Raw genomic sequence first — 22,053 nt, 5'->3', positions numbered from 1 at the left:
CCAACCCGCAGGCACGCCTACATCTCAGACCATGTTCGCAGATTTTTTGAAACGGCTCACAGCCCCCGCCCCCGCCCCGCTGGATCAAACCGACGCCCGCTTGGCGCTCACGACGCTCTTGGTGCGCATCGCACGGGCAGACAATCACTACAGCAGTATCGAAGCCGCGCGGATCGAACGCATTATCACCGAACGCTACGCCCTTGCGCCAAGCGATGCGCAATCTCTCATGCGCGACTCAGAAGCTCTTGAGGCCGAAGCGCCAGACACCGTGCGCTTCACGCGCGCAATCAAGGACGCCGTGGCCCACGACGACCGCATCGCCGTGATCGAGGCCATGTGGTCCGTGGCGTTGGCTGACGGACAACGCGACGCCGAAGAAGACGCGCTATTGCGGCTGTCGGCAAATCTGCTGGGCATCAACGACAAAGACAGTGCTCTGGCGCGTCAACGGGTGGCTGCCACCAAATGATTGCGTCCTTGCCGATGTATGACCGGCCTGAAACCGCAGAGGCCAACAACCGCTTCTGGGAGGCCGTGCGCGACCATCTCGGATTTGGTCCCGAACGCTTGGCCCGTGGTCGGGATGTTTGGGACATGTGGCAGGATCCCGATCTTGTGATCTCCCAAACCTGCGGGCTGCCCTACCGTTCCAAACTGCACGGAAGGGTGAAACTGGTCGGCACGCCGGATTATCGCCTTTATGGCTGTCAGCCCGGATATTATAACTCCGTCATTGTTGCCCATCGTTCGCGCGCCGGTGAACCAATCATCGCGTTTGATGGCGCCAAGATGGCTTTCAACGACCCGCTTTCCCAATCCGGTTGGGCCGCGCCCTATCAGCACTTTCAAGACAACGGCCTGCGAATCGGCGAACTGCGTGAAACCGGTTCTCACGTCGATTCGGGTCGGTCTGTGGCGGATGGCTTCACCGATTTTGCAGCGCTGGACGCGCTCAGCTGGGAAATGATCCGCCGATACGAAGAGTATGCCGCTGATCTGATTGAGGTTGACCGCACCACGCCCACTCCGGCGCTGCCTTTTATCACCGCGCTCAAACGCGACCCCATGCCGTTGGCCAATGCCATATCGCGCGCGATTTTTGATCTCTCCCCCGCAGACCGCGACGTACTGCACTTGCATGACATCGTCGACATTCGTCAGACGGCCTATCTTGCGGTCTCCATTCCGCCCGCACCTTGAACATTTGGACGTAAATGCGTGCAAATTGACGGAACCCGCCGCAAAGGTGCCGTTTTGCAAGTTGCAATTGCGCAATTTTTCATTCCTATTGTGTCTCCAAGTCACAACAAGAATTGATGGGGATCACGTGCCCGAAACCGCGCCCGTTCTGGAAATCCGCGACCTGCACAAAGCCTACGGCAAGCTAGAAGTCATCAAAGGTGTCGACATCACTGCCAATCGCGGTGACGTCGTGTCTTTGATCGGCTCCTCTGGGTCCGGCAAATCCACGATACTGCGATGCGCCAACCTGTTGGAACACAGCCAGCAAGGCGACATCCTGTTCAAGGGAGAACCCGTCAGCTGGCGTGGCGCTGGCCATGACCGGGTCCCTGCAAACGCCAAACAGGTGCTGCGCATTCGCACGAACCTGTCGATGGTGTTTCAACAGTTCAACCTGTGGTCTCATATGACCATCCTGCAAAACGTGATGGAGGCACCGCTGACGGTGCTGGGCCGAGACCGCGCCGAAGTCGAAGAGTCCGCCCACGCTTATCTCAATAAGGTTGGCATTCAGGACAAACACGACGTTTATCCAGCCCAACTCTCGGGCGGCCAGCAACAGCGCGCTGCGATTGCCCGTGCGCTGGCGATGGAGCCTGAAGCTCTGTTGTTTGACGAACCAACATCGGCGCTCGATCCCGAGCTGGAACAAGAAGTGGTGCGCGTGATCAAGGCTCTCGCCGAAGAAGGCCGCACTATGCTTATCGTGACCCACGACATGAAACTGGCGGCGGATGTCTCCGACAAAGTTGTGTTCCTGCACCAGGGCCTTGTCGAGGAACAGGGTCCGCCAAGTGAACTTTTCGGCAATCCCAAAAGCGAGCGCCTCAAGGGATTTTTGTCCGCCACGGTACACGGCTGACGCCGAGTAAGCCTCTCCGCCCGACTGGCGCAGCCTTGACCTGCCGCGCCAAAACGGCAACCTGACAACAGTTTGGCGCCAACGTGTGCCACGCAGAGACCACAAAAAACCAACTAGGAGTGAAACATGAAAAATTTGATCCTTTCCACCGCCGCGCTGGCGCTGACTGCCGGCTTCGCGATGGCCGACACCGTGCGTATGGGCACCGAAGGCGCCTACCCTCCCTACAACTTCATCAACGACGCGGGTAACCTCGACGGCTTTGAAATCGTTCTGGGCAACGAGCTGTGCAAGCGCGCTGAATTGACCTGCGAGTGGGTTAAAAACGACTGGGACAGCATCATCCCGAACCTCGTTTCTGGCAACTACGACACCATCATCGCTGGCATGTCGATCACCGACGAACGTGACGAGGTCATCGACTTCACTCAGAACTATATCCCGCCAGCCGATTCCGCATATGTTGGCACCTCCGCGGACGCTGACGTTGCAGGCGGCGTTGTTGCGGCGCAGACAGCCACCATTCAGGCAGGTTACATCGCTGAATCCGGTGCAGCTTTGATCGAATTCGCCACTCCCGAAGAAACCGTTGCCGCAGTGCGCAACGGCGAAGCGGACGCCGTGTTTGCCGACAAAGACTATCTGGCACCACTGGTTGACGAGTCCGGCGGTGAACTGGTCTGGGCCGGCGCTGACGTGCCACTCGGCGGTGGCGTAGGCATGGGCCTGCGTGAATCCGATGGCGAGCTGAAAGCCAAGTTCAACGCAGCCATCGACTCAATGAAAGCTGACGGCACCCTGAACGCTCTGATCATCGAATGGTTCGGCGAAAACGCTGCCACTTACTGATCTGACTGATCTTTCAGGCCCGCGCCATCCGGTGCGGGCCTGTTTTTGTATCCGGCCCCTGCCCACATTCGGGCAGCGCCACCCAAACCAAAGACACCCGCGATGTTTTCCTACTGCACTGACCCTTCTACGCTGGACACGTTCCGATGGCTCACCTGCTATCTGACGACCGGCGTGCACATGTCGTTTTACAAGTCTTTCCTGCTGGTGCTGGCCCTTCTGGCTGTGACCGCCCCCGTCGCGCTGTCTTTTGGCTTCCTAGGAGCTATGTCTGCCCGCAGCCCCGTCGCGCCTGTCAGCTGGCTGGGCAAAGGCTATATTGCCATCGTGCGCGGCGTGCCCGACATCGCCTTCTTCCTGTTTTTCGTGATCGCTCTGGATCAGTCGTTTGAGCTCATCAAACACAATATTGTCTGCTCTGACTGGACTGACCCGATCCGCCAAGGCAACGATTTTCTCGTCTGCCCACAAGCCAAGGTCCCGCTTGGCACCTCGCCCGAATATGTGCATCAGCTTTACGGCTTCCTGCTCGCCGTCATCACCTTTGCCATCGTCTTTGGCGCCTTTGCCGCCAACGTTCTTTATGGCGGGATGCAGGCTGTGCCGCGTGCACAGTTGGAAACCGCCGAAGCTTACGGCATGACCCGCCGCCAAACCTTCTGGCGCGTGCTTGTGCCGCAAATGTGGGTCTTTGCCCTGCCCGGCTTGTCCAACCTGTGGATGGTGCTGATCAAAGCCACGCCGCTCCTGTTCCTTCTTGGCATCGAAGACATCGTCTATTGGGCCCGCGAATTGGGCGGCACCAAAACCTCGAAATTCTCCGCCTATCCGCACCCGGACTGGCGCATGTGGTACTTCCTCTTCCTGCTGATCTTCTACCTCAGCTTCACCAAAGTCAGCGAGGTCGTGCTGGAACGCGTGATGCGCCGTCTGAACAAAGGACAGGCCACCTCCGGCGGTGAAGCCATGCGCAAGGAGACCTCGGCATGAAGTCCTGCGCCCAGACCATCTCCGACTATGCGTTCCGCGCCATCGGCTACGGCGAACGCCTGCTGCCGCGCTCGGACTTCACCGTTTGCGAGCAATTCACCCTGATCGGCTCCGGCATGATCTGGAACATCTACTTTGGCGTGATCGCGCTCTGCACAGGCTTTTTCTTTGCTGTGGCGCTGGCTGTGGGCAAAAGCTCGGACCGTTGGATCTATCGCCGTCCCAGCGAGTTGTTCATCTTTCTGTTCCGGGGAAGCCCGCTGTTCATTCAGTTCTTCTTTGCCTATTTTTTCTTCCTGTCGCTCAAGAAAAACTACGCCTTCTTCGACCCGTTGACTGCCGCATGGCTTGGCGCGGTCATCGTGTTGTTTCTCAACACCGCCGCTTATTCCGCCGAGATCTTCTACGGCGCTCTGCGCTCGATCCCTAAAGGCGACACCGAGGCAGCGGACGCCTACGGCCTTACAGGTTGGTCCCGTTTTCGCCGTATCATTTTTCCGACCATGATGCGGCTGGCATGGCCCGCCTACACCAACGAGGCGATCTTCTTGTTTCATGCCACGGCACTGGTGTTCTTCTCCGCCTTCCCCGCACGTGGACAAAAAGGTGACGCGCTCTACTACGCCAGCTATTTTGCCGACAAAACGTTCAACCCGTTTGTCCCCTATCCAATTCTGGCCTTCTACTTCATCCTGCTGACGCTGGTGGTCATTGGCATCTTCGGGGTGGTGAACCGTCGCCTGAACCGGCACTTGCCGCAGGCCGCACGACCGAAACTGCGCGTGCGTCCAAACCTGATCCGCTGATCGCTCCACACATCCGTGTAACGAACACGCCGCACGCGCCCTATCAGGGCGCGCGCGCTGTTTTGGAGCGCCTGTCGGGGGCGAATTCACACCTCCGCGATACAGACGCAATACCGACACTTTGCAGAAACCTCTGGACAAGTGGATCGGGTCCGGAGATATTTTGATCAAATTATTGACCACAGGTGCCCTATGGATCCGCTTCACTATCAAACCTTCCGAATTGGCATCGCTGACTTGAACGGGCAGATCCGTGGAAAACGCCTTCCGGCAGCACAAGCGAGCAAGCTCGGTTCCGACGGGGTACGCATGCCTTTGTCTGTGCTGAACGTGGACATTTGGGGGCATGACATCAAAGGCAGCCCCCTGGTGTTTGAGACCGGCGATCCAGACGGCATCCTGCGTCCGACAGAGCGCGGCCCGATGCCATTGCCGTGGTTGATGACACCCTCTGAAACCGTGCCGATGACCATGTTCAACGAGGACGGCACGCCATTTCTGGGCGATCCACGTCAGGCGCTTGGCGCAGTGCTAGACCGCTTTTCTGCGCGCGGATGGACTGTCATGGCCGCAACCGAAATGGAGTTCACCTTGGTGGACGAAAGCGGCGAAACCTTGTTGCCGCCGACTGATCCTCGCAGCGGTCGACGGCTGATGTCAGGCGAGATCATGGGTCTCGATGAAATCGATGCATTTGACGCGTTTTTCACCGACGTCTATGAGGGCGCCGAAGCCATGGGCATCCCAATCCAATCGATGATCTCAGAATGCGGCATTGGTCAATTTGAGGTGACGTTGAACCACCAATTGGCCATGAAAGCCGCTGACGACGCTTTGTTCTTCAAGCAGCTTCTGCGCGGAATCGCCCGCAAACACGGGGTTGCCGCGACGTTCATGGCCAAACCTTACGCCGGTGACGCGGGCAATGGCATGCACGTTCATTTCTCGGTAGTGGACGCTGACGGGCGTAATGTTTTTGACAATGGTGGCTCTGATGGCACCGAAATTTTGCGCCAAGCTGTGGCGGGATGTCTGCAGGCCATGCGCGCCTCCACCCTGATTTTTGCCCCCCATGGCCCAAGCTATGACCGGCTGGAATCTGGCAACCACGCACCCACCTCTGTCTGCTGGGCCTACGAAAACCGCACGTCCGCGCTGCGTATTCCCGGCGGCGCGTATGGCGCGCGTCGTATCGAGCACCGCCTCGCGGGTGGCGACATCAACCCTTATCTGATGCTGGCCGCCGTCTTGGGCGCCGCAATCGAAGGCATCGACGAAGAGCTGACCCCGCCAGACCCGATCACAGGCAACGCTTATGACCTCGATCTGCCGCATCTTGCGGAAGGCTGGGAAGCCGCGATCGACCTCTTTGCCAGTGATCCGTTCATCACACGCTGTTTGCCCAAACAGCTGATAGACAATATGGTCATGACCAAGCGGCAGGAGCTGCGCGAACTGGCGTCGATCCCAAAGGCTGACCACTGGAAAACCTACTTGCAACGGGTCTGAATCGGGCACTCTGCCAAACGCGAAAAATTTGATCAAAAAAACGGTGCACCATGAAAATCGGAATCCTGCAAACTGGCCATACTCCAGAGGAGTTAGTGGAGGAATTCGGTGAATACTCCAATCTCTTTCAGGCGCTTTTTGCTGGCCATGATTTCGAGTTTGTGACCTTCAATGTGGTGGACGGGGTCTTTCCTGAAGGCATCCAAGATGCACAAGGGTGGCTGATCACGGGGTCCAAACACGGCGCCTACGAGGACCACGCATGGATACCGCTTCTTGAGGACTTCATCCGCGCTTGTGTCAGCGAAAATGTGCCTCTAGTTGGGGTTTGCTTTGGCCATCAAATCATTGCACAAGCCCTTGGTGGCAAAGTGGAAAAATACGAAGGCGGCTGGGCAGTCGGACGCCAGACTTACGATTTCGCTGGCACCGAAATTGCGCTCAACGCCTGGCATCAGGATCAGGTGACCGAACTGCCGCCAGGCGCTGTAACGCTTGCCAGCAACGATTTTTGCGCCCATGCCGCGGTCCTCTACGGCGACCGCGCCTTGACGGTGCAGGCCCACCCCGAGTTTGACGGGTTGTTTCTGGACGGGCTGATCAACACCCGCGGTCGCGGCTTGGTGCCCGACACTCTGCTGGACGCCGCCGAAGACACCCTTGCCGAACCAATCGCCAATCAAACAATCGCCGATCAATTTGCCGACTTTTTCCGACAGGAGCGCCACCAATGAGCGACTGGACTTCCAAAGCCCCCGAGGCCGCCCGCGAATACCTCAAAGACCGCCGACTGGATGAGGTCGAATGCATCATCTCGGACTTGCCCGGCATCGCCCGCGGCAAGGCCGTTCCTGCGAGCAAATTCGCGCGCCAAAGTTACTTCCACCTGCCGGATTCCATCTTTTACCAGACACTTACCGGTGGTTGGGGAGAGGCCGCTGGCGAAGGTGGCTTTATCGAAAAGGATATGGTCCTACGCCCGGATTGGTCCACGACTACAGCCGCGCCTTGGACCGGAGATTGGACGCTCCAAGTGATCCATGACGCCTATGACACCGAAGATAATCCGGTGCCTTTCAGCCCGCGCAACGTGCTCAAACGCGTGGTCGAGCTTTACCGCAAAAAAGGCTGGGAACCCGTCGTCGCCCCGGAAATGGAATTCTTTCTGGTTGCCCGCAACACCGACCCGGCACAAGAAATCAAACCGATGATGGGCCGCTCTGGTCGTCCTGCCGCGGCGCGGCAGGCCTATTCGATGACGGCCGTTGATGAATTTGGCCCGGTGATCGACGACATCTATGATTTTGCCGAGGCCCAAGGCTTTGAAATCGATGGCATAACCCAAGAAGGTGGCGCCGGACAGTTGGAAATCAATCTGGTCCACGGCGATCCGGTGGAATTGGCCGATCAGGTCTTTTACTTCAAACGGCTGATCCGTGAGGCCGCGCTGCGCCACAATTGTTATGCGACATTCATGGCAAAACCGATCGCAAATGAACCCGGTTCCGCCATGCATATCCACCATTCGGTGATCGACATCGAAACCGGTCAAAACATCTTCTCCGGTCCGCAGGGTGGCGACACCGATGCGTTTTTTCACTTCATTGCCGGCTTACAATCCCACCTGCCCTCGGCCATCGCAGTGCTGGCGCCCTACGTGAACAGCTATCGCCGTTACGTTCGGGACCACGCGGCTCCGATCAATCTGGAATGGGCACGCGACAACCGCACCACCGGCATTCGCATTCCGCTGTCCTCACCCGCCGCGCGTCGTGTTGAAAACCGTATCGCCGGCATGGACTGTAACCCCTACCTTGGCATCGCCGCATCACTGGCTTGTGGCTATCTCGGACTGATCGAACAGGACCGCCCCGACAAACAATACAAGGGCGACGCGTATGACGGCGACGAGGCGATCCCGCGCATTCTAGGGGGGGCGCTGGACCTCTTTGACGAGGCCACAGCATTACATGATGTGCTGGGGCCGGAATTCGCGCGGGTTTATTCGATCGTGAAACGTGCGGAGTACGAAGAGTTTCTCGGGGTGATCTCCCCCTGGGAGCGAGAGCACTTGTTGCTCAACGTGTAATGTTCGGGTCGGGATCCCCGACCCGAAGCCTCCGGCGGAGGTATTTTGCGGAACAAAAAGCCTAAGAGGCCTGCATGAACCTGCTCTACAGCAATGATCGCAAAGGCGAATATCCCGAAAGCTGGTATGCGGCAACCGCAGAACCTCTGGCGCCGTTCCCGTCGTTTCAAGGCAACCGGCAGGCAGACGTCTGCGTCATTGGCGGCGGGTTTACCGGTCTGTCCACAGCGCTCCATCTGGCGCAAAAGGGTTACGATGTGGTGCTGCTTGAGGCACAACGCGTGGGCTTTGGCGCGTCGGGGCGCAACGGCGGCCAATTGGGGTCCGGCCAGCGTATGGAGCAGGACGCACTGGAAAATCTCGTCGGCCCGGAGGACGCCGCAAAACTCTGGCATTTGGCCGAGGACGCAAAAAGCCTGGTGCGCAACTTGATCAGTGAGCACAAAATTTCGTGTCACTTCAAGCCCGGTATTGCGCATGCCTGTTTTTCCAAGCGCGAAAGCAACGAGGAACACGCCTACACGGCGCATCTGCAGCAACGCTACGGCTATGACCAAATCGAACCTCTGGACCGAGACGCCCTGCAAGCGCTGTGCCCATCCCCGAAATACGTTGGCGGCAGCCTCGATATGGGCGCCGGCCATTTGCACCCTCTCAGCTATGCTCTTGGGCTGGCGGTCGCCGCAAGCGCGGCCGGCGTGAAAATCTTTGAGAGCAGTGAAGTCACTCAAATCAACCAAGGCAGCAAGGTCACAGTGAGCACGCGGGCGGGGAAAGTCACCGCGGATCATCTGGTTCTGGCCTGCAATGGCTATCTTGGGGATCTCGAACCCAAAGTCGCGACCCGCGTCATGCCGATCAACAACTTCATCGCCGCGACAGAACCTTTAGGCGACGATGCCGCCAAGGTGCTGACCCAAGATGTTGCGGTGGCCGACACAAAATTTGTGGTGAACTATTTCCGCCTCAGTCACGACAAGCGGCTGCTGTTTGGTGGCGGCGAGAGCTATGGCTATCGCTTCCCTAAAGACATTTCTGCCACCGTGCGCAAACCGATGGTCGAGGTCTTCCCGCATCTTTGCGATGTAAAAATCGACTACGCTTGGGGCGGCACTTTGGCCATCACAATGAAACGCATGCCCTATCTTCGCCGATTGGCGCCAAACATTCTTACGGCGTCGGGGTACAGCGGTCACGGCGTAGGCACAGCCACGCATGCCGGACAACTTATTGCTACGGCCATCGCAGGGCAAAACGAGGGGTTTGACACCATGGCGCGGGTCCCCGCCCAGCCTTTTCCCGGCGGAACGGCGTTGCGCAGCCCTCTGCTGGCCCTCGCGATGACATGGTACAGCCTGCGCGACAGGTTGGGTGTTTAACGCAACGCCAGAGATAATTTCATAGAATCTTCATCCCGAACGGCGGCTGAGCTCTAGCGCTCGGCTGCGATTTGATTTACATTTTTGAAAGTCGAGCTTAAGAAAGTTGAAATCTATGACTCTTCCGCCGAATGTGTATGACGCTGAACCGATCCCGGAATCCGCCCGCGCCGAAGTCGAGCGATTGCTGCAAACAGGTGACTTGTTTCGCTATACCGCGCCTGAAAATGCGCCTGTATCGCTCTTGGAATCCGAATTCGCCGCGATGCTTGGAACCAAATATGCTTTGGCCGTATCGTCCTGCTCCGCCGCACTTTTCCTGACTCTCAAAGCGTTAGATCTGCCTCGCGACGCCCGCGTTTTGCTGCCGGGTTTTACCTTTGCTGCCGTGCCATCGTCTGTGGTGCACGCTGACTGTGTGCCGGTTCTCTGTGAGGTTGGCGAAAACTACCGCATCGACATCGCCGACTTCACCAGGCGGCTGGATGACAACATCGACGCCGTGATCATCAGCCACATGCGAGGCCATACATCCGACATGGATGCGATCATGAAATTGTGCACGGCACGCAATATCCCGGTGATCGAAGACGCAGCCCATAGCCTTGGCACCACATGGAACGGCCGCAACATCGGTACGATTGGCAATGTTGGCTGCTTTTCCTTCCAATCTTACAAGTTGGTGAACTCTGGTGAAGGCGGCATTCTGGTGACCGATGACGCCGATCTGGTGGCCCGCGCCGTGATCATGTCCGGCGCCTATGAGCACAACTGGCAGAAACACAAATCCCCCGAAGGTGACAACACCGGTGCGCTACAGGAGGCTTTTGGCCGCTGGCAGAACCAGTTGCCACTTTACAACTTGCGCCTGTCCAACATGGCGGCCGCGATCATCCGCCCGCAACTCGCCGAAGTACCACGCCGCGTGCGCGATGGCCGCGCCAACCACGACTATGTCGCGGCAATCCTGAACGGCTCCAATTGGCTGCAGGTTCCGGAAAAATTGCCCCCCGAAGAGCGTGCTCCGGATTCAATTCAGTTCAATCTCGTAGGTCTGGACAACGACCAGATCCTCGCATTTCAGGAAGCCGCCAACGCCCGCGGGATCAAGGTTCAGGTATTTGGTCAATCGACCAACAACGCCCGTGCCTTCTGGAACTGGCAATTTGTTCCTAACCTGCCCGAGCTTCCGCAGACCCGTGCCATGCTGATGAAGGCGTGTGACGTCCGCCTGCCCGCGCGACTGAAGAAAGACGATCTCGACTACATCGCAGGTGCTCTGACCGGTGCGGCCGACGATGTCATGGGACGTCAGGCCGCTTAAGTCGCCTGATCACCCCGCTAAATCGAAAAGGCAGGGCAATCGCCCTGCCTTAGTTATTTCAGCTTGGACAGTTTGTCTTGCAGTTCAGCGAGCTGTTTCTTGATGTCATCAAGATCTTCGCCGTCATCTGCTTTTTCTGCGGCAGGCTCACTTGGCTGGGTTGTATTCCAGTTCATGCCGCCAGTCATGGCTTTCATAAAGGCTTCTTGCTGCGCTTGCATTACATCAAGGCCGGGCACCTTCATGCTGCCGCTGCCCATAGTTTCCATGACCTTTTCCTGACTTTCGCGCAGCATCTCAAACGAGGTTTGCAGAAACTGCGGCACCATCGAGGTCGCCTGTGTTGTGTAGGCTCGCACCAAATCATTCAGCACATTCACCGGCAGGACATTTTCGCCCCGGCTCTCGTGTTCAGCAATGATTTGCAACAGATATTGGCGGGTCAGGTCATCGCCGCTCTTGAGGTCAATGATCTGAACTTCACGCCCTGTCCGGATGAACCCGGCGATGTCATCGAGCGTCACGTAATCGCTTGTCTCGGTGTTATAAAGGCGCCGGCTGGCGTAGCGTTTGATCAAAAGTGGTTTGCTGTCTTCCGCCACTGCACTCTCCCCAGAAATTTTGCACTGCCGAAAAAGCTTATGCGAGTGCAGAAAAAAAAGATAGCTCTGAAAGCAGAAAGGGCAGGCCAATGGCCTGCCCGCGCGATCCGCACAACTGGGGAGGATTGTGTGCTAGATCAGCGCCAAATTACTTAGCGGTCGCTTTTTTTAGCTGCGGTGGTCACTTCGTCAGTGGCCTTTTTCACAGCGGCAGTCGCTTCTTCGGTCACGTCTTTGCCAGCCGCCATCAGCAGCTCAACAGTTTCCATCTGAACTTTTTTCGCAACTTCAGCGAAAGCCGCCATGTTTTCCGCCGCCACTTCTGCCTGAGCAGATGCAAAGTCGGTCATCGCTTTGGCGTAGTCAGCTGGCTCTGCCTTGGCTTTGGTCATGTCGGTCAGCTTGGCGATGGTGTCTTTGGTCCACTTGGAGGAGATTTCCGAAGATTTCTCGGCAGCGGTCAGGGCAACACCGGTCAGCTTTTCGTTCAGCGACGCCGTGTTCTGGAAAGCGCCTTCAAAAGCGGATGTGTCAACGGGGAATGCGCCCATCATGTCTTTCAGGAATGCGGTGGCGTCGGTTGCTGCTTTAGCCATAGTCAAAGTCCTCAAATCATTTGCGGGCGATAATCAGGGAGGGCCCGCGTTTCTATTCTCGAGACCAATATCTATTCTGCAGCGCAGCATTTCAAGTTTTTTCTCGCCGCACCGCAGCATTTTTTTTGAAAACCGTTCTAATTCAGATTGTTGCGCGCGCCTGAACGTAACTGCCTGGGGCGTCTTCCAAGGCGTTGTGCGTCGAATCACCGGGCTGGCGCGCAGAAACCTGTTTGCCAGACTTGGATGACAGCCATGTGTCCCACCTTGGCCACCATGATCCCTCCTGAAACGTTGCGCCTTCCATAAACTCCTCAGCCGTGCCCGTGAGGTCCTTGTTCACGTAATGCCCGTATTTCTTTTTGCTGGGCGGGTTCACTATGCCCGCGATATGGCCTGACTGTGAGACGATAAATGTTTTGGATCGGCTCTTGGTCATTTGGAAACCCACGTAACAGTCTTTCCAGCGCGCGATATGATCCGTCTCGCAGGTCACAGAGCAGATCGGTACATCCACGTCGGAAATATGCAGCCGTTCCCCGCACAGCTCGATGCCATCGTTCACGAACTGATTGCCCTGACACAGATTGCGCAAATATTCATGCGCCATCTTGCCCGGCAAACCCGAACCGTCACCGTTCCAATACAAAAGGTCAAACGCGGGCGGCGCCTCGCCCATCATGTAGGATTTGATGGCTGGCGTGTAGACAAGGTCGTTGGAGCGCAGGAAGCTGAACGTACGTTGCATAATGAACGAGCGCAGGATTCCCGCCTCATCGATCTCACGGTCGATGCCGTCGATAAAATCATTCTGCAGGAAAGGTGTGAATTCACCCTGATCATTGAAATCTGTCAGCGTGGTAAAGAACGTCGCCGATTTCACGGACTTGTCGCCCCGCAATTTCATCAATGCCAGTGTCAAATGCAGCGTGGTACCCGCGATACAGTAGCCCACTGCGTTGACTTGTTTCTGGCCAGTGATTTCTTTGGTCTCGGCAATTGCAGACAAAAAACCGTCTTCGATATAGTCGCTCATGCCAACGTCGGCATAGCTTTGATCGGGGTTTATCCAGCTCACGACAAACACGGTATAGCCCTGATCGGTCAGCCAGCGGATCATGCTGTTCTGTTCCTTCAGATCCAGAATATAGTATTTGTTGATCCACGGCGGGAAAATCAGCAGCGGGATCTCGTGCACCGTTTCCGTAGTCGGCGTGAACTGCAAAAGCTCATACATCCGATTGCGGAACACCACTTTGCCCGGCGCCGTCGCGATATTGCGCCCGATTTCAAAAGCATTTTCATCGGCCAGCTTCACCAACAACTCACCATTGTTGTCTTCCAAATCCGCAATCAGGTTCTCAAGCCCGTCAACCAGCGACTGACCATCTGTCTCTATCGCCTTCTCCAGCGCCTCCGGATTGGTGCCCAGAAAATTGGTCGGCGCCATCATGTCGAGAATTTGCTGGCTAAAATATTCAACCCTCTGACGTTCCTTGACCGATAGCCCTTCAAGGTCCGACACCGCGCCTTCAACCGCTTCCTTATTCAGCATGTACTGCTGTTTGATGAAGTTGAAATAAGGGTTCGTCTGCCACATCGGATGAGAGAATCGCCGGTCGCTGGGCGTGTCATCCTGCGGTGCAGCGAACTTGCCCTGCATCAACATATGCTGCGCCTCAACATAGTGTTTGACCGACTTGGACCAGAGCTCCATCTGGCTTTCCATGACTTTTCCGGGGTTGTCAGTCATGGCCTGCCAATACGCCGCAGCTGCATTCACGAACATTCCCGTTTCCGGCGCATTTAGCTCTGTTCTCAATGGCTTATGGTGCCCCATGACGTCGACGAGGCGGCGGGAAAGTTCTTCAACTTTGGCCAAATTCGCGTTCAAAAGGTCCAAATTCTGATCCGGCGCGGTCTCTTTTGTTGTCATATTAACTCAATCGCCCTAGTCTCGCTGCTACGCAGCATTCAATATTGCTCCTTAAAATATCATACGGAGCTTTCGAGATCGGGGATACCCCGACGTAAAGGAGACGCACATGCGGTACATGGCCACGTATGACTTCATGGAAACCATGCGCAACACCAACCAATGGCTGGGCGCCACAGCAACGGCAATGGCCTCTTCACCGGCGATGGCGTTGTTCCCGAACCCCGCGTTTCAGTGGATGGCCGCTTGGGGCGAAGTCACAGAGCGCAGCTTCCAGCGTATGATCGTCAAGCCTGACTGGCATATCGACAGCTTCACCTGCGAAGACGGCAAAGACCACCTCGTGAACGTCAACACCATCGTGGAACGCCCTTTCGGTGATCTGATCCACTTTGAGGTCTCCGGTCGCAAACCCATGGACCGCAAGGTCATGTTGGTTGCGCCAATGTCAGGCCACTACGCCACGCTTCTGCGCTCTACCGTCAAAAGCCTGATTGCTGATTGCGAAGTGTATATCACCGACTGGCACAATGCCCGCGACATTCCGGTGAGCGAAGGCAAGTTCGATATCGAAGACTACACGCTCTATCTTGTTGATTTCATGAAAGAGCTTGGACCAGACACCCATGTCATTGCCGTGTGCCAACCGGCGCCGCTGACTTTGGCCGCCACCGCATACCTCGCCGAAGAAGACCCATCCGCCCAGCCGCGTTCTTTGACGCTCATTGGCGGGCCAATCGATCCTGCCGCCGCCGCCACCGAGGTGACCGATTTCGGCCACAGCGTCACCATGGGCCAACTCGAAGAAACCATGATCCAACGCGTCGGTTTCAAATATCCCGGCGTCGGCCGCATGGTTTATCCCGGCTTGCTTCAGCTTTCGTCATTTATGTCGATGAACGCAGAGCGCCACTCCAAAGCCTTCACAGATCAAATCATGCGCGTCACGCAGGGCGAAGCGTCCGACCACGACGCCCACAACCGGTTTTATGATGAATATCTTGCCGTTATGGACATGACGGCGGAATTCTACCTTTCCACTGTGGATCGCATCTTCAAAAAGGGCGAAATTGCCGCCAATGAATTTGTCGTTGCGGGTCGCAAGGTCGACATCGGCAAAATCACCACGGTTGCGGTCAAAACCGTCGAAGGCGCTAAGGATGACATCACAGCACCCGGCCAATGTATCGCGGCGCTGGATCTGTGTACCGGCCTGCCAGACGCCAAGAAAGCCAGCCATGTTGAGCCCGGCGCCGGTCACTACGGCATTTTTGCCGGCAAGAGCTGGCGCAACAACATCCGCCCACTGGTGCTTGACTTCATCGACGCCAACAGCGCCAAACCAGCCGCCAAAACCAAGCGCAAACCGGCCAACAAAAACGCCGCCTGATCCTTGGTATTCAATTTGTGACTGTTGCAGCGGGGCCTTCGGGCCCCGTTTTTACGTGCCGCAGCCGCCTGCCCCCTTGGCGCGCGCAGAACGCTGACTATCTTGAGCACAACAACTCAGGATACCCCCAATGATCCCCTTCTCTTTGCTCGATCTCGTTCCAATTCCCAGTGGCCAAACTGCAACCGACGCGTTGCAGCAAATGGTCGACCTTTCACAACATGCCGAACGTTGGGGCTACAACCGCTATTGGCTGGCAGAACACCACAATTCCCGCGGAATTGCCTCTTCTGCTACGGCCGTGCTCATCGGACAGGTGCTTGCCGGCACGCGCTCCATCCGTGTTGGCTCCGGTGGGATCATGCTACCCAATCACGCGCCACTGGTTGTGGCCGAGCAATTTGGCACCCTGGCCTCCATGTATCCCGACCGCATTGATCTCGGCCTTGGCCGCGCTCCGGGCACCGACATGAACACCATGCGTGCGTTGCGTCGCGGCATGTCCGGCGCCGACAGGTTTCCCGAAGAAGTCATTGAACTCATGGGGTTTTTGCAAGACCCGTCGCCTGATCAACAGGTCCGTGCCGTGCCGGGCGAAGGCACCAACGTTCCGATTTGGATTCTCGGCTCAAGCCTGTTTGGCGCGCAGCTTGCCGCGCAACTTGGTTTGCCTTATGCGTTTGCCTCGCATTTTGCGCCGGACGCGCTCGAAGAAGCTGCGGCGCTGTACCGGCACCGGTTCCAGCCGGGCGTCACACAGAAACCCCACTTTATGCTGGCCGCCAATGTCTTTGCTGCCGACACCGACGCCGAGGGCGCCCGCCTTCGGACCTCGATGCAACAAGGGTTCCTGAATCTGCGCAAAGGCACTCCCGGCCCGCTTCCAAAACCGGTCGACGATCTCCTAGACGTCGCCACCGACGCCGAAACAGCGGCGGTCAACCACGCCTTGCGCGTAACTGCCCACGGCAGCCGCGACAGCGTGCGCCGCGACCTGCGTCAATTGATCGACACTTATCAGCCAGACGAGCTGATCCTCACCGGCATGATCCACGACCACAATGCGAGGCTGAAATCCTTTGAAATCGCAGCCGAAATCTTGCGCGACATGGCGGCCTGACCGCTAGTCTTTCTTGTGATTGTTTTTGGGTGCGGCTTTGAACTTCCGCTTCAGCCACTTTATGTCCATCGCCGCGATGGCCGCCCCCAATGGCAGCATCCAAAACCCGAGCACAGGTAGGAAACCGACAAGTCCGCACAGCATCAACACAACGCCAAGTCCGAAACGAAACCCGTTTGGCACCTTAAGGCGCACCCACGCCTTAAACCGGTGAATCCGCTGCTTAAGGGTGCGTGTCTCACCCTCAGTCATTGCAACACAAACGGTTGGGCCATCCACGTCCGCAGCGCTTCTGTGGTGGCTTCAGGCTGCTCCAAAACGGGCAAATGACCTGCGTTTTCAACAACTTTAAGCTCGGCATAGGGGATCAGCTCTGCCATGAACTGATGCCGTTTGACGGGCGTCAACCCATCATGCTCACCACATAAAACCAGTGCCGGGCATTTCAACCGACGCAGAGTCTTTTGCTGGTCCAGCCGACGTTGCAGTGCGCGTGCCTGACGAACAAAAATTTCTGGCCCCATGGATCGCGCCATTGCTTGAACTTCTGCCATGATCTGCGCCCGACCTGGACCTGGTGCAAGGTACTCCGGTCGCATGAAATCCGTCATAACTTCATCCAGCCGCCCCGCCATCGCGCCCACGATCCACGGTTCATAGGCCGCCGCGGACGCAGGCGATTCTGCCAGAGGGTTGGTGTTCATCAATGCGATGCGCGTCACCCGGTCCGGCGCGCGACGCAAGATTTCCATCGCGACGATCCCGCCCATACTCAATCCTGCGAGGGCGAACTTGTCAGGCAGCTGAGACAGCAAAAAAGCCGCCATGTCCCCAATTCGGTCGCCTTGAGTGACTGGCGCGATTGTCACAGCCCGATCCCGCGACAGCACCGCAAGTTGATATGAAAACAACCGCGCGTCACACATCATACCCGGCAGCAACACCAATGGTTCGCTCATGCCTGTTCCCCAATCCTAACTTTCTTGCCAATCTGCCGGAAAACGACCGGAGGTCAACCAGATCAGTACCCTTCCCAGCGGAATTCACCATCCGCAGACAGCGGTGAAAAAGGATTATGCGCGACCTCCCAGACATGCCCGTCCAGATCGGCAAAGTAGCCAATGAAGCCTCCCCAAAACACATCCCCCGCTGGCCGCAAAATTCTGCCTCCGGCCTCCTCCGCGCGCGCCAATATTGGCGCAACATCTTCGGCGGCGTGCACATTATGGGCAAGCGTAATTCCCGAAAATCCGCCAATGCTGTCAGCCGGAATGCCAAGATCCTCGGCCAGAGACGCACGGCTGTATAGGCCAAGTGTTTGCCCGATAAGGTCAAACGCAATCACACCGTCGGGGCTCGGAACACGGTGCCATCCCATGGCCTCGTAAAATGCAGCGGACCGTTCAAGGTCTCCCACCGCCAAAGTGATTAAGCTAACCCGCTGCGCCATCCCAATTTCTGACATAAACTACACCTTATATTTTATTGATAAATAACAATATTTCTTCAACGTCACTTTCTGTCTCAGCAGGCGACATTATGGCTCCGGAGATGACATGGGAATAGGGATCTGACCCCGCCTGTAACACCTGCGGCGCCAGTGTTACCGGCCCTCCCCATTGAGCGGCAACCGCACGTGTCGCCGTGGCCTTTACCACGACGTCTTCATCCGAAAACATGAACAGCGCAGGCGTTGTTGCGGTTGAGAAATCCTGATCTTTCACGGCGGAAACAAGCGCAGCCATCTGCATCAAAGCCACAGTTGGGTACTGCGACGTCCAGTATTTTTCATGTCCTTCACTGCGCGTCTCAAAGCTGCGGTTTTCACCTGCCACCAAAGGCACCCAAAAGCGGGCCGCCGGCAGGCTTAGAAGCGTCGCAGTTGATGCGGAAATTTCGAAGTTGGGAGAGACGAATATGACGCCATTTATTGCCTCCATGACTTCTGGCTGATCAAGCATCGCCGCGACAACGGTACCGCCAGTTGACGTGCCGATGACGAAGACCTCCTCTGCCACCCGGCGTGCAACAATCATCGCTTCGGCAAAATCATCTGCCCACCCCTGCACCGTTGCGTCGGCCATGGCGGCACCTGACCTGCCGTGTCCTTGCAGACGTGTGTATATCAAGTTGGCGCCAAGCGCTTCTGCAACAAGGTCCGGTACAGGGCGAATTTCTTCACTCGTGGCAGAAAATCCGTGCATATAGACAATTGCTTGCTTGGTTTTTGCTCCCGGCTCACCCGCCCAAATCACGCGTTTCTCAACGCCTTCAGTGATGTCATCAAATCGGGATTCTTGCGCTTCAAAATACGCGTCCACATCCGCGCCTACGTCGACCTCGAAAATAGTCGGAGAGACCGAAATCTCTTCATATGGTCCAAAAATCCACAGCGCGGCAGCAATCAAAACCATACCACCAACGGCCCGACCTAGAAATCGACCAAATGTTCGCATTATGTAATTTTTGACGCTAGAAGCACCGCCTCCACCTTGGATGTAATCAATTTTAGACAAATTGGATCCGAGAACCTATGGTCCTTCCCCTTAACCATAAGCAACTGCATGTCGCCTCCCTGAGCGTGCTCTATCAACTCAATCGCGGTTTTGCTGGTGACCGCTGTATCCTCTGTGCCCTGCAAAAACCAAACCGGAAATTCGAGCAGCAATTCATCACGTAATACCAAGCGTTTGCGCCCGTCTTCAATCATGCGTTTCGTGATGCGGTAGGGCTCCATATAGTCCGACGGCAGCTCGACATACCCATCCGTCTCCAACGCGACCTTCTCAGCGTCACTAAATCCAGACCAATAACTGTCCTCGGTAAAATCCGGCGCCGCAGCGATGGTTACCATACCCGCGATCCGCTCCGGCATGGCCTTGGCCAACAACAACGCTTGCCAACCGCCCATAGACGATCCGACCACAACCAACGGTCCTTGAGTCAAGGCCGTGACCGCCGCCACCGTGTCCTCGTGCCAATCCCCGATACAGCCGTCTTCAAAACTGCCGCTGCTTTCGCCATGTCCGGAATAATCAAACCGCAAGAATGACTGCCCGCGTGCCTTCGCCCAGTCCTCCAGATGCACCGCTTTGGTGCCTTCCATATCCGATTTCAAACCGCCCAGAAAAACAATGATCGGTCCGCTCTGACCGCTCTTGTGATAGGCTATCCGCCGGCCCTGCGGTGTGTCCAGAAACTGAGTGATGCTCATCTTGTGCCCCTGCATGCGTTCGGCAAACCTTACCCCTGTCGGGGCAATCGGGAAACCCTGCTTGACTTGCGCCGCCTCGACGTTAAAAACGGGCCCGAACCATATACCCGCAACCGGGCGTTCCGTGGGCGCCAAACTGACGAGGAGCTTGAGGCTAATGGCCGATATTTCTCTTACTTTTCCTGATGGTAACGCACGTTCTTATAGTGTCGGCGTAACCCCCGCCGAGGTCGCATCGTCGATCTCTACATCGCTTGGAAAGAAAGCGATTTCCGCAACCGTTGATGGCAAACACTGGGACCTTCAGTGGCCCATTGATGCGGATGCCGCCATCGCGATCAACACCATCAAAGACAGCGACGCCGAGGCGCTCGAACTGATCCGTCACGACTGTGCACACATCATGGCGCGCGCCGTGCAGGAAATCTGGCCCGACGTCAAAGTCACCATCGGCCCGGTGATCGAAAACGGCTGGTACTACGACTTTGATCGCCAAGATCCATTCACCCCCGAAGATCTCGCTCTCATCGAAAAGAAGATGAAAGAGATCATCAACAAGCGCGAACCCGTGACCACCGAGGTCTGGGACCGCGACCGCGCGATCAAATTCTACGAGGCCAACAACGAGCCTTACAAAGTCGAATTGATCGACTCCATTCCTGGTGACGAGCCGCTTCGCATGTATTGGCACGGCCATTGGCAGGATCTCTGCCGTGGTCCCCACCTCGCCCACACCGGCCAAGTACCTGCGGACGGCTTTAAGCTGATGTCGGTGGCTGGTGCCTATTGGCGCGGCGACAGCGACCGCGCAATGCTGCAACGTATCTATGGTTTGGCGTTCAAGAACAAAGAAGACCTCAAAGCCCACCTGCACATGCTGGAAGAAGCTGAAAAGCGCGACCACCGCAAGCTGGGCCGCGAAATGAACCTGTTCCACATGCAGGAAGAAGCCCCCGGTCAGATCTTCTGGCACCCCAACGGCTGGCGCATCTACACCACCCTGCAGGACTACATACGTCGCAAACAAGAGGTCGGCGGCTATGTAGAGGTCAACACACCTCAGGTGGTTGATCGCAAACTGTGGGAAGCATCGGGTCACTGGGACAAGTACCAGGAAAACATGTTCATCGTGGAAGTGGACGAAGACCACGCCCGCGAAAAGGCCGTGAACGCGCTCAAGCCAATGAACTGCCCCTGCCACGTTCAGGTGTTCAACCAAGGTCTGAAATCCTACCGCGACCTGCCCCTGCGCATGGCCGAGTTCGGCTCTTGTGCCCGTTATGAACCCTCGGGCGCGCTGCACGGCATCATGCGCGTGCGCGGCTTTACCCAAGATGACGGTCACATCTTCTGTGCCGAGGATCAGATCACCGCAGAAACCAAGAAGTTCATCGACTTCCTGTCCGCGGTCTATTCCGATCTGGGCTTTAACGACTGGACCATCAAATTGTCGACTCGCCCTGAAAAGCGCATCGGCTCTGATGAAAGCTGGGACTACGCCGAGAAAGCGCTTGGTGACGCCTGTAACGCCGCCGGTCACCAGTTTGAAATCCTAGAAGGCGAAGGCGCCTTTTATGGCCCCAAGCTGGAATTCACTCTGACCGACGCAATCGGTCGGAACTGGCAGTGCGGCACCCTTCAGGTGGATCCCAACCTGCCCGAGCGTCTGGACGCCAGCTATATCGGCGCCGATGGCGACCGACACCGCCCGATCATGTTGCACCGCGCGACATTGGGCAGCTTTGAACGCTTTATCGGCATCTTGATCGAAGAACACGCCGGCAAGCTGCCTTTCTGGCTCGCTCCGCGTCAGGTTGTTGTGGCCGCAATTGTGTCGGACGCCAATGACTACTGTCTTGAGGTCGTCGAGGCGCTCAAAGCGGTTGGCGTGCGTGCCGAAGCCGACCTGCGCAACGAAAAGATCAACTATAAGGTCCGCGAACACTCAGTCGGCAAAGTGCCGGTGATCCTCGCGATCGGCAAAAAGGAAATCGAAGAACGCACCGTATCCACCCGTCGTCTGGGTGAAAAACAGACCCGCGTTCAGACTTTGGATGACATTGTGGCTCAGCTTGCGTCAGAGGCAACCCCGCCTGACCTGGTCTGAAACCGGCGGCAAAATCCGGCTACATACTAACCTGA

General features: G+C 56.8%; 22 protein-coding genes. 14 read left to right on the top strand and 8 right to left on the bottom strand.

Features of this window, described 5'->3' with window-relative positions; genetic code table 11:
- Positions 1-31: 31 nt before the first annotated feature.
- From SHIM_RS08185 to SHIM_RS08135, 11 genes are all read left to right on the top strand, one after another.
- Positions 32-472, top strand: coding sequence for a tellurite resistance TerB family protein (locus SHIM_RS08185; protein ID WP_054002151.1), 441 nt, complete (start codon positions 32-34; stop codon positions 470-472).
- Entirely contained in the window at positions 469-1,203 is a 735-nt protein-coding gene (locus tag SHIM_RS08180; RefSeq protein WP_054002150.1) for a phosphate/phosphite/phosphonate ABC transporter substrate-binding protein, read from the top strand. The genes SHIM_RS08185 and SHIM_RS08180 overlap by 4 nt, the downstream gene beginning before the upstream one ends.
- Positions 1,204-1,330: 127 nt before the next feature.
- Positions 1,331-2,107: an ABC transporter ATP-binding protein gene (locus SHIM_RS08175; protein ID WP_054002183.1), complete on the top strand. Its 777-nt coding sequence runs from the start codon at positions 1,331-1,333 to the stop codon at positions 2,105-2,107.
- Positions 2,108-2,233: 126 nt separating this feature from the next.
- The gene (locus SHIM_RS08170) at positions 2,234-2,956 is read left to right on the top strand and encodes a transporter substrate-binding domain-containing protein (RefSeq protein ID WP_054002149.1); all 723 of its coding nucleotides are present in this window, start codon (positions 2,234-2,236) and stop codon (positions 2,954-2,956) included.
- A gap of 102 nt (positions 2,957-3,058) precedes the next feature.
- The gene (locus SHIM_RS08165; protein ID WP_054002148.1) at positions 3,059-3,946 is read left to right on the top strand and encodes an ABC transporter permease; all 888 of its coding nucleotides are present in this window, start codon (positions 3,059-3,061) and stop codon (positions 3,944-3,946) included.
- Positions 3,943-4,752 carry an ABC transporter permease gene (locus SHIM_RS08160; protein ID WP_054002147.1) on the top strand — a complete coding sequence of 270 codons (810 nt, stop codon included), beginning with the start codon at positions 3,943-3,945 and terminating at the stop codon, positions 4,750-4,752. The genes SHIM_RS08165 and SHIM_RS08160 overlap by 4 nt, the downstream gene beginning before the upstream one ends.
- A 192-nt stretch (positions 4,753-4,944) precedes the next feature.
- Entirely contained in the window at positions 4,945-6,261 is a 1,317-nt protein-coding gene (locus SHIM_RS08155; RefSeq protein WP_054002146.1) for a glutamine synthetase family protein, read from the top strand.
- A 50-nt stretch (positions 6,262-6,311) separates the two neighbouring features.
- Positions 6,312-6,995: a type 1 glutamine amidotransferase gene (locus SHIM_RS08150; RefSeq protein ID WP_054002145.1), complete on the top strand. Its 684-nt coding sequence runs from the start codon at positions 6,312-6,314 to the stop codon at positions 6,993-6,995.
- Complete coding sequence (locus SHIM_RS08145; protein WP_054002144.1) at positions 6,992-8,350, top strand: glutamine synthetase family protein; 1,359 nt, start codon at positions 6,992-6,994, stop codon at positions 8,348-8,350. Before SHIM_RS08150 ends, SHIM_RS08145 begins: the two co-directional genes overlap by 4 nt.
- Positions 8,351-8,424: 74 nt before the next feature.
- Entirely contained in the window at positions 8,425-9,729 is a 1,305-nt protein-coding gene (locus tag SHIM_RS08140) for an NAD(P)/FAD-dependent oxidoreductase (RefSeq protein WP_054002143.1), read from the top strand.
- A gap of 115 nt (positions 9,730-9,844) precedes the next feature.
- A complete protein-coding gene (locus tag SHIM_RS08135; protein WP_054002142.1) occupies positions 9,845-11,053 on the top strand; it encodes a DegT/DnrJ/EryC1/StrS family aminotransferase in 1,209 nt (402 codons plus the stop codon).
- Positions 11,054-11,106: 53 nt separating this feature from the next.
- Here the strand turns inward: SHIM_RS08135 and phaR are convergent, their stop codons facing one another.
- From phaR to phaC, 3 genes are all read right to left on the bottom strand, one after another.
- A complete protein-coding gene (phaR, locus tag SHIM_RS08130) occupies positions 11,107-11,655 on the bottom strand; it encodes a polyhydroxyalkanoate synthesis repressor PhaR (RefSeq protein ID WP_054002141.1) in 549 nt (182 codons plus the stop codon).
- A gap of 152 nt (positions 11,656-11,807) precedes the next feature.
- Entirely contained in the window at positions 11,808-12,251 is a 444-nt protein-coding gene (locus tag SHIM_RS08125; RefSeq protein WP_054002140.1) for a phasin, PhaP, read from the bottom strand.
- Between the two features lie 142 nt (positions 12,252-12,393).
- The gene (gene phaC / locus SHIM_RS08120; protein ID WP_054002139.1) at positions 12,394-14,187 is read right to left on the bottom strand and encodes a class I poly(R)-hydroxyalkanoic acid synthase; all 1,794 of its coding nucleotides are present in this window, start codon (positions 14,185-14,187) and stop codon (positions 12,394-12,396) included.
- A 109-nt stretch (positions 14,188-14,296) separates the two neighbouring features.
- Here phaC and phaZ point away from each other — a divergent pair, with 109 nt between their 5' ends.
- Together phaZ and SHIM_RS08110 are read left to right on the top strand one after the other, a co-directional pair.
- Positions 14,297-15,577, top strand: coding sequence for a polyhydroxyalkanoate depolymerase (phaZ, locus tag SHIM_RS08115; RefSeq protein ID WP_054002138.1), 1,281 nt, complete (start codon positions 14,297-14,299; stop codon positions 15,575-15,577).
- Positions 15,578-15,707: 130 nt separating this feature from the next.
- Positions 15,708-16,697 (top strand): LLM class flavin-dependent oxidoreductase, encoded by a 990-nt coding sequence (locus tag SHIM_RS08110; protein ID WP_054002137.1) that lies wholly within the window; start codon positions 15,708-15,710, stop codon positions 16,695-16,697.
- 3 nt (positions 16,698-16,700) lie between these two features.
- Here the strand turns inward: SHIM_RS08110 and SHIM_RS08105 are convergent, their stop codons facing one another.
- The 5 genes from SHIM_RS08105 to SHIM_RS08085 all read right to left on the bottom strand — a co-directional run bounded on the left by SHIM_RS08105 (position 16,701) and on the right by SHIM_RS08085 (position 19,911).
- Positions 16,701-16,949, bottom strand: a complete 249-nt coding sequence (locus tag SHIM_RS08105; protein WP_054002136.1) for a hypothetical protein — start codon at positions 16,947-16,949, stop codon at positions 16,701-16,703.
- Positions 16,946-17,656: an alpha/beta fold hydrolase gene (locus SHIM_RS08100; protein WP_054002135.1), complete on the bottom strand. Its 711-nt coding sequence runs from the start codon at positions 17,654-17,656 to the stop codon at positions 16,946-16,948. Before SHIM_RS08100 ends, SHIM_RS08105 begins: the two co-directional genes overlap by 4 nt.
- Before the next feature lie 62 nt (positions 17,657-17,718).
- Positions 17,719-18,147 (bottom strand): VOC family protein, encoded by a 429-nt coding sequence (locus tag SHIM_RS08095; protein ID WP_054002182.1) that lies wholly within the window; start codon positions 18,145-18,147, stop codon positions 17,719-17,721.
- Positions 18,148-18,172: 25 nt separating this feature from the next.
- Positions 18,173-19,153 carry an alpha/beta hydrolase gene (locus tag SHIM_RS08090; RefSeq protein WP_054002134.1) on the bottom strand — a complete coding sequence of 327 codons (981 nt, stop codon included), beginning with the start codon at positions 19,151-19,153 and terminating at the stop codon, positions 18,173-18,175.
- On the bottom strand, positions 19,153-19,911 hold the full coding sequence (locus SHIM_RS08085; RefSeq protein WP_054002181.1) for an alpha/beta fold hydrolase: 759 nt from the start codon (positions 19,909-19,911) through the stop codon (positions 19,153-19,155). Before SHIM_RS08085 ends, SHIM_RS08090 begins: the two co-directional genes overlap by 1 nt.
- A gap of 157 nt (positions 19,912-20,068) precedes the next feature.
- Here SHIM_RS08085 and thrS point away from each other — a divergent pair, with 157 nt between their 5' ends.
- Positions 20,069-22,018 (top strand): threonine--tRNA ligase, encoded by a 1,950-nt coding sequence (gene thrS / locus SHIM_RS08080; protein WP_054002133.1) that lies wholly within the window; start codon positions 20,069-20,071, stop codon positions 22,016-22,018.
- Positions 22,019-22,053 lie beyond the last annotated feature (35 nt).

The organism is Shimia sp. SK013, assembly GCF_001292625.1.
Taxonomy (GTDB): Bacteria; Pseudomonadota; Alphaproteobacteria; order Rhodobacterales; family Rhodobacteraceae; genus Shimia.
The sequence above is the reverse complement of the archived record's forward strand: the minus strand, read 5'-3'. Positions and strand labels throughout refer to the sequence as shown.